Annotated in this window: 1 protein-coding gene; it reads left to right on the top strand. The window is 38.9% G+C overall.

What is annotated here, in order from left to right; all coding sequences use genetic code 11:
- The coding region (locus tag ETC27_RS18280; protein ID WP_136256089.1) for an aldo/keto reductase at positions 1-247 on the top strand (247 nt) is incomplete at both ends.

Here is a 247-nt window from a genome sequence, read left to right as displayed (position 1 = left end):
CAAATTATGGTTAATCCTTCGGATCAGCAAGAAGAGGTTGTAGCTTTCAATAAAGCACACGATATTTTGACAGAAGCTTATAGCCCACTTGGCACAGGTAAAATCTTTGCGGTTACTGAATTGACGGATATTGCAGATAAATATGGTAAAACAGTTGCCCAAGTCGTTTTACGTTGGAGTTTACACAAAGGCTATCTTCCTTTACCTAAGTCTGTGACGGCAAGCCGTATTAAAGAAAATTCGGATA

This window comes from Onishia niordana, from assembly GCF_004798965.1.
Taxonomy (GTDB): domain Bacteria; phylum Pseudomonadota; class Gammaproteobacteria; order Pseudomonadales; family Halomonadaceae; genus Onishia; species Onishia niordana.
Note: the sequence above shows the minus strand (reverse complement) of the source record. Positions and strands in the feature narration are given on the sequence as shown.